This window comes from Pseudomonas aylmerensis (genome assembly GCF_001702265.1).
In the GTDB taxonomy this organism is placed as follows: domain Bacteria; phylum Pseudomonadota; class Gammaproteobacteria; order Pseudomonadales; family Pseudomonadaceae; genus Aquipseudomonas; species Aquipseudomonas aylmerensis.
This window is the reverse complement of the sequence record NZ_MAUE01000049.1, coordinates 42,562-48,968: the sequence shown is the minus strand read 5'-3', so window position 1 is coordinate 48,968 and position 6,407 is coordinate 42,562. Positions and strand designations below refer to the sequence as shown.

5 protein-coding genes are annotated in these 6,407 nt (G+C 63.0%); 2 read left to right on the top strand and 3 right to left on the bottom strand.

The window, feature by feature from the left end; genetic code table 11:
• Positions 1–638: 638 nt before the first annotated feature.
• Positions 639–1,109: an Lrp/AsnC family transcriptional regulator gene (locus BBG20_RS31445; protein ID WP_065910374.1), complete on the bottom strand. Its 471-nt coding sequence runs from the start codon at positions 1,107–1,109 to the stop codon at positions 639–641.
• Between the two features lie 123 nt (positions 1,110–1,232).
• Here BBG20_RS31445 and BBG20_RS31440 point away from each other — a divergent pair, with 123 nt between their 5' ends.
• Together BBG20_RS31440 and BBG20_RS31435 are read left to right on the top strand one after the other, a co-directional pair.
• Positions 1,233–2,477, top strand: a complete 1,245-nt coding sequence (locus BBG20_RS31440; protein WP_065910373.1) for a methionine gamma-lyase — start codon at positions 1,233–1,235, stop codon at positions 2,475–2,477.
• Positions 2,478–2,588: 111 nt separating this feature from the next.
• Complete coding sequence (locus BBG20_RS31435) at positions 2,589–3,260, top strand: helix-turn-helix transcriptional regulator (protein WP_177343972.1); 672 nt, start codon at positions 2,589–2,591, stop codon at positions 3,258–3,260.
• A 60-nt stretch (positions 3,261–3,320) separates the two neighbouring features.
• Here the strand turns inward: BBG20_RS31435 and BBG20_RS31430 are convergent, their stop codons facing one another.
• Entirely contained in the window at positions 3,321–5,279 is a 1,959-nt protein-coding gene (locus BBG20_RS31430) for a MacB family efflux pump subunit (protein WP_065910370.1), read from the bottom strand.
• Between the two features lie 3 nt (positions 5,280–5,282).
• On the bottom strand, positions 5,283–6,404 hold the full coding sequence (gene macA / locus BBG20_RS31425; protein WP_065910375.1) for a macrolide transporter subunit MacA: 1,122 nt from the start codon (positions 6,402–6,404) through the stop codon (positions 5,283–5,285).
• Positions 6,405–6,407 lie beyond the last annotated feature (3 nt).

The following is a 6,407-nucleotide window of genomic DNA, read 5'->3' as shown; positions in this document are numbered from 1 at the left end:
GGTAGTAACCGGTCAGGTAATCCGGGCTTTCCGGCGCTGAGTTATATTCGATTACGGCAGGCCGGTCGCCGATTCCCTGTGGGAGCCGTCGAGCCCCGGCGAGGCCGCGAAAGCGGTGGGTCAGGCGCGAAATTGATTGGCAATGCCGCCGCCTTCGCGGCCTCGCTGGGGCTCGACGGCTCCCACATTTGGTTTTCAGGGCGGCGGATTATGGGGTGTGACTCAAGGGTGCTTGCGTCAGGCCGGTATCGAGGCCAACACCGCCGATCCTCTGTGGGAGCCGGCTCCTAGAGGTTTCTGCTCTTGATCTAACCACTCAGGCCGGCTGTCAGGCCGCCGTGCTTTTGCTTTTGATCTTGATCTAGGCGCCCCATCAAACACGCTGGCCGGAATTCGATATTGATTTGGGGGGTAAACCGGCAGGGATGCCGGTTTAGCCGCCCCGCGCCATGGATGGCGCGTGGCGGCGGCCCCCCAAATCAATGTCGGATTACGGGCACACCGAGCCTAGGCGAGGTGCCGAGTGTTGGGGCAAGAGCCCTTTTGGTTACTTTTGGGGCTCTTTTCCAAAAGTGACCCGCCGTAAGGGCGGAACCAATAGCAGCCGTTACCCAAATAAAAGAATGCAAACCCGACCGTCACCCCGGCAACGGAATAACCCGCAAAGCCCGCACCGACTTGTAGGAAAAACTCGAATAAATCTCCTTAACACAAGGCAGCGTCTGCAACACCTCCCGCGCAAACTCCCCGAACGATTCAAGGTCCCTGGCCACCACTTCAAGCAAAAAGTCATACCGCCCCGACACGTTATGACACGCCACGATTTCCGGGATTTCAAGCAGCCGCTGCTCAAACGCGCGGGCAATTTCCTGGGTGTGGCTGTCCATCATGATGCTGACAAACGCCGTCACGCCATACCCCAGCGCCTTGGGCGACAGGATCGCCTGGTAACCACTGATCACGCCGCTCTCTTCGAGGTTGCGCACGCGGCGCCAGCAGGGCGAGGTGGTGAGGGACACCCGCTCGGCCAGTTCCGCTACGGTGAGGCGCGCATTGCCTTGCAGCGCGTTTAAAAGGGCCTTGTCGGTACGATCGAGACTCACGGGCATATCTTGCCTCTGATTGTTGTTTTTATCGGGTTTTCATCCCGGTACGCGGGATTTGGCAGCAAACTTTGCAACGTTCATCTTTGGTTATGAGCATAGCATTGTAGGAAATAAGGAGCGTCCGACATGAACAATAAACACAATGCATTCGGCTTTTCCACCCGCGCCATCCACCACGGCTACGACCCCAAGGACCACCACGGCGCGCTTGTCCCGCCCATTTATCTGTCGGCGACGTTCGCCTTTCCCACCGTCGAATACGGCGCCGCGTGTTTTGCCGGCGAAGCCAATGGGCACTTTTATACGCGTATTTCCAACCCGACCCTGGCACTCCTGGAAGCGCGCATGGCCAGCCTGGAAAACGGCGAGGCGGCAGTAGCCTTCAGCTCGGGCATGGGCGCGATTGCCGCGACGTTCTGGACCCTGCTGCGCCCCGGTGACGAGGTGATCGTCGGCCAGACCGTCTACGGCTGCACCTTCGCCCTGCTGCACCACGGCATCGGCGAGTTCGGCATCAAGGTGCGGCACGTCGACCTGACTGACCTGGCCGCCCTGCAAGCGGCAATCAGCCCGGCCACACGCATGATCTATTGCGAGACCCCGGCCAACCCCAACCTGCAACTGGTGGATATCACCGCCGTGGCCGCCCTCGCCCACCAACATGGCGATATCACCGTGGTGGTCGACAACACCTACTGCACGCCCTACCTGCAACGCCCGCTCGACCTCGGCGCCGATGTGGTCGTGCACTCGGCCACCAAGTACCTCAGCGGCCACGGCGATATCACCGCCGGTATTGCCGTGAGCAGCCAGGCCCTGGCCCAGCGTATCCGCCTGCAAGGCCTCAAGGACCTGACCGGTGCGGTGATGTCGCCGCAGGACGCGGCCCTGCTGATGCGCGGTCTCAAGACCCTGGCCCTGCGCATGGACCGTCATTGCAGCAACGCCCAGGCGCTGGCCGAAGCCCTGCAGGCACACCCGGCCGTGGAGTCGGTGACCTACCCGGGCCTGCGCTGTTTCCCACAATACGCACTGGCGCAGCAGCAAATGAAAATGTCCGGCGGCATGATCGCCTTCGAGCTCAAGGGCGGGATCGACACCGGCCGGCGTTTCATGAATGCGCTCAAGGTGTTCACCCGCGCGGTCAGCCTCGGCGACGCCGAGTCACTGGCCCAGCACCCGGCGAGCATGACCCATTCCACCTACACCCCCGAGCAGCGCGCGCACCATGGCATCAGCGAAGGGCTGGTGCGCCTGTCGGTCGGCCTGGAGGATGTCGCCGACCTGCTGGCGGACGTGCAGCAGGCCCTGGCCAAATGCACCCGCGCCCTGCCCCGGCAGCCGGTGTTGGCGTCGCAGTCTGTGAGATAGGGCTTACGCGGGCTGTAGGGGGTTTAATGCGGCTTTTTGCGGATTGGATCCCCATCACCCCGCCAGGCTGTACTAGCATACGTCCTGCACCCGAAACTCATGGACGAACTGATGAACTCACACCTGTTCCCACATATAGGCAAGGTCATCGCAAGCACCGGCAGTCGCCATTTCCCACGCATGCTGCATGACCTGATCCTCACCCAACTGGCAGTGGACGCCACCCATATCACCCAACTGCGCGTCAGTCACGAAGGCCACACCCGTCGCCAGATCAGCCCGGTCTATACCGACTCCGTGGTGACCCTGGGCGTGGAACAACCGGCCGCACAATTGCACCTCACCCGCCACAAAGACGACGTGCGCTACGTGCTCTCGGTGTACCGCTCGCACCAATCCGAAAGCTTTTCGCTGCAGGAACGCAGCATGCTGCAGGACTTCTCCACGCTGCTGCTGCCCATGGTCGAAAAACACATCACCGCGCTCCACCCGTGCCGCCAGGACAGCGACCCGGTGCCCGCGCAGAACCAAGGCATCGACACCCTGCGCCGGCGCATCGAAGAACGGCTGGTGCAGTCGGGGCTGACCTTGTCCAACCGTGAACTGGAAGTGTGCGTGGGCCTGCTGGCCGGGCGCACGGCACCGGAGCTGGCGGAGCAGTTGGCGTTGAAGGTCAACACCATCGAGAGCTACCTCAAACGCGCGGCGATCAAGCTCGGGATCAGCGGGCGGCACTCGTTGTTGCGGTGGATGTATGCCACCAAGGATGAAACAGCCCCTTAGCCCCCGCTGTGGCGAGCAGGCTTGCCCTGCCCGCCACAGGTCCACCTCGACCTCGGGCACTCAATCGCGCGCCAACGCCTCGATCGGATCCAGCCGCGCCGCATTCCTTGCTGGCACGAAGCCAAACACAATGCCAATCAGCGTCGAACAGGCAAACGCGGTGACGATCGAGCCCACCGAAAACACCATCTCCCACTCCTTCACAAACAGCGAAAACAGCAAGCCCAGCCCGTAGGACAGCGAGATCCCGATCACCCCGCCGATCAGGCACACCATCACCGCCTCCACCAGGAACTGCTGGCGAATGTCCGACTGTCGCGCGCCCACCGCCATGCGAATACCGATTTCGCGAGTGCGCTCGGTGACCGACACCAGCATGATATTCATCACGCCGATACCGCCCACCAGCAGGGAAATCACCGCAATCAACGACAACAGCAACGCCAGCGAGCGGCTGGTTTTCTGCACGGTCTGCATGATGCTGTCGAGGTTGTTGGTGAAAAAATCCTTGGTGCCGTGGCGTTGCAGCATGAGCTTGTTGACGTTCTCCTCCACCACCTTGCTCGGCTGGCCGTCCTTGATGCGCACCGTGATGCTGTCCAGATGGCGCTGGCCCAGCAGCCGCCCCGCGGCGGTTTCATACGGCACCCAGACGTTCAGCGCCTTGCTGGCGGCGAACATGTTTTTATTCTCGGCCGTGACACCGATCACCGTGCACGGCAGGTTGCCCACCAGGATCACCTGGCCCAACGGGTCGACAGTTGGCCCGAACAGGCGCTGGCGGGTGTTGTGGTCGATGACCACCACCTGGGCCTGGCGCCGTGCATCGCTTTCGCTGAAGGCGATCCCGGCCTCGAGCTTCAAGCCCTTGACCTTGAAGTAGCGATCACTGACGCCATTGACCTGCGCATCCAGGTCGATGTTGCCAAAGCGCAGCAACAGGTTGCGGCCCACCACCGGGGTCGCGCTGTCGACGTAATACAGCTGTTTCAACGCGTCCACATCCGACGGCATCAGCGTCTCGATGGCCGACGCGCGACTGTCGCCAAAACTGGTGCCGGAAAAGATATCGATGGTGTTGCTGCCGATCGCCTGGATGTCCTTGAGCACATAGCGCTTGGCGCCTTCGCCGATGGCCGAGATCGACACCACCGAGGTGATGCCGATGACAATGCCGAGCATGGTCAGCAACGTGCGCATGCGATGGGACACCAGCGCGACCCACGCCATATTGAAAGCTTCCTTGAACAACCCCAGGCTCGCCACCAGGCGCCGCGCACCGCTGCGCCGTGGCTCGACGGGCGCTTCCGCGGGCAGCTCCAGGCCGCTGCTCTGGTTGGCCTTGTCGCTGACAATCTCGCCATCGCAGACCTCGACGATGCGCTGGGCATTCGCCGCCACCTTGGGGTCGTGGGTGACGATAATCACCGTGTGCCCGGCGGCGTGCAGCTCGGCGAGGATACGCATCACCTCCTTGCCGCTGTGGGTGTCGAGGGCACCGGTGGGCTCGTCGGCGAGGATCACTTCGCCGCCGTTCATCAAGGCGCGGGCAATGCTCACCCGTTGCTGCTGCCCGCCGGAGAGCTGGCTGGGCCGGTGGCTGGTGTGGCCGGCCAGGCCCAGCCGTGCGAGCAGCTCCCCCGCGCGGGCGTGCCGCTGGGTTTGCGCGGTACCGGCATAAATCGCCGGCATTTCCACGTTGTGCAAGGCACTCAGGTGCGCAAGCAAATGGTAGCGCTGGAAGATAAAGCCGAAGTAGTCGCGGCGCAGTTCGGCCAGTTGCTCATCGCCGAGTGAGCGGGTCTCGATGCCGTTGATCCTGTAACTGCCGGCGGTCGCGTAATCGAGGCCGCCGAGGATGTTCATCAGGGTCGATTTGCCCGAGCCCGAGGCCCCGATGATCGCCACCATCTCGCCGGCTTCGATGGTCAGGTCGATGCCCTTGAGCGCAATGAATTCACGCTCGCCGGCGATAAAACTGCGGGTAATGCCCTTGAGTTCCAACAGTGGCTGGGTCATGGCTCAGTTCCCCGCCACGGCCGGCGAGGCATCGCCGATCACGACTTTATCGCCCTCGGCCAGGCCCTCCAGGATCTGCACCTTGACGTTGTTGTTGATGCCGGTCTTCACCTGCCGCGACAGCGCCTTGCCCTTGGCGTCGAGCACCCGCAGCGGGTAGCTGCCATCGGGGTTGCGCGGACCCAGCGCGGCCACCGGCACCATCAGCGCGGCCTCGGCGGTGTCGAGCACGATGCGCACCTGGGCGGTCATGGCGATGCGCAGGCGATGGTCAGGGTTGGGCACGTCGAACAGCGCATTGTAGAACACCGCCGTGTTCTGCTTGGGGGTGCCGGCGGTCTGGGTCTCGAGGAAGTTCTGCGGCGCCGGCTCAGTGCCGCGCAGCTTGGCGTAGTAGCGCTTGTCGGCCTCGCCGAGGATGGTGAAGTACACCTGCTGGCCGGGGCTGATATGAATCACATCGGCCTCCGAGACCTGGGCCTTGACGGTCATGGTGTCCAGGTCCGCCAGCTTGAGCAGCACCGGCGCCAGTTGGTTGGCAATGACCGTCTGGCCTTCCTGGGTGACGATGCCGACCACGTCGCCGTCGATGGGCGCGACGATGCGCGTGTAGGCCAGGTTGACCTTGGCCGTGTCGATCTGGATATGCGCACTCTTGATCTGCGCATCCAGGGACAGCAGGTTGGCCTGCTGCACCTGGAACGTGGACTCGGCGTCTTCGAAATCCTGTCGCGACACCGACTCATCATCCTGCAGGCCCTTGTAGCGTTCATACACCGACTTGGCCTGCTTGAGCTGGGCCGCCGTGGCACGGCGCTGGGCCTGCAGGTTTTCTTCGTCGACCTGGGCCTTGCGCAGGGTGTTCTGCAGGATCAGCGGGTCGATCTCTGCCAGCCACTGGCCCTTTTTCACCTTGTCGCCGACCTTGACCTTGAGCGACTTCAACTGGCCCGAAACCTGGGCGCCGACGTCGACCTGCTTGATGCCTTCAAGCACGCCGGTGGCCAACACGGCATTCTCGATATCGCCGCGTTCGACGCTAGCCGTGAGGTATTGGGGGGCGTCGGCGGGAGCCTGGACGGCATACACCACCAGGCCAATAGCGGCCGCCAACGCCAGGCACATACC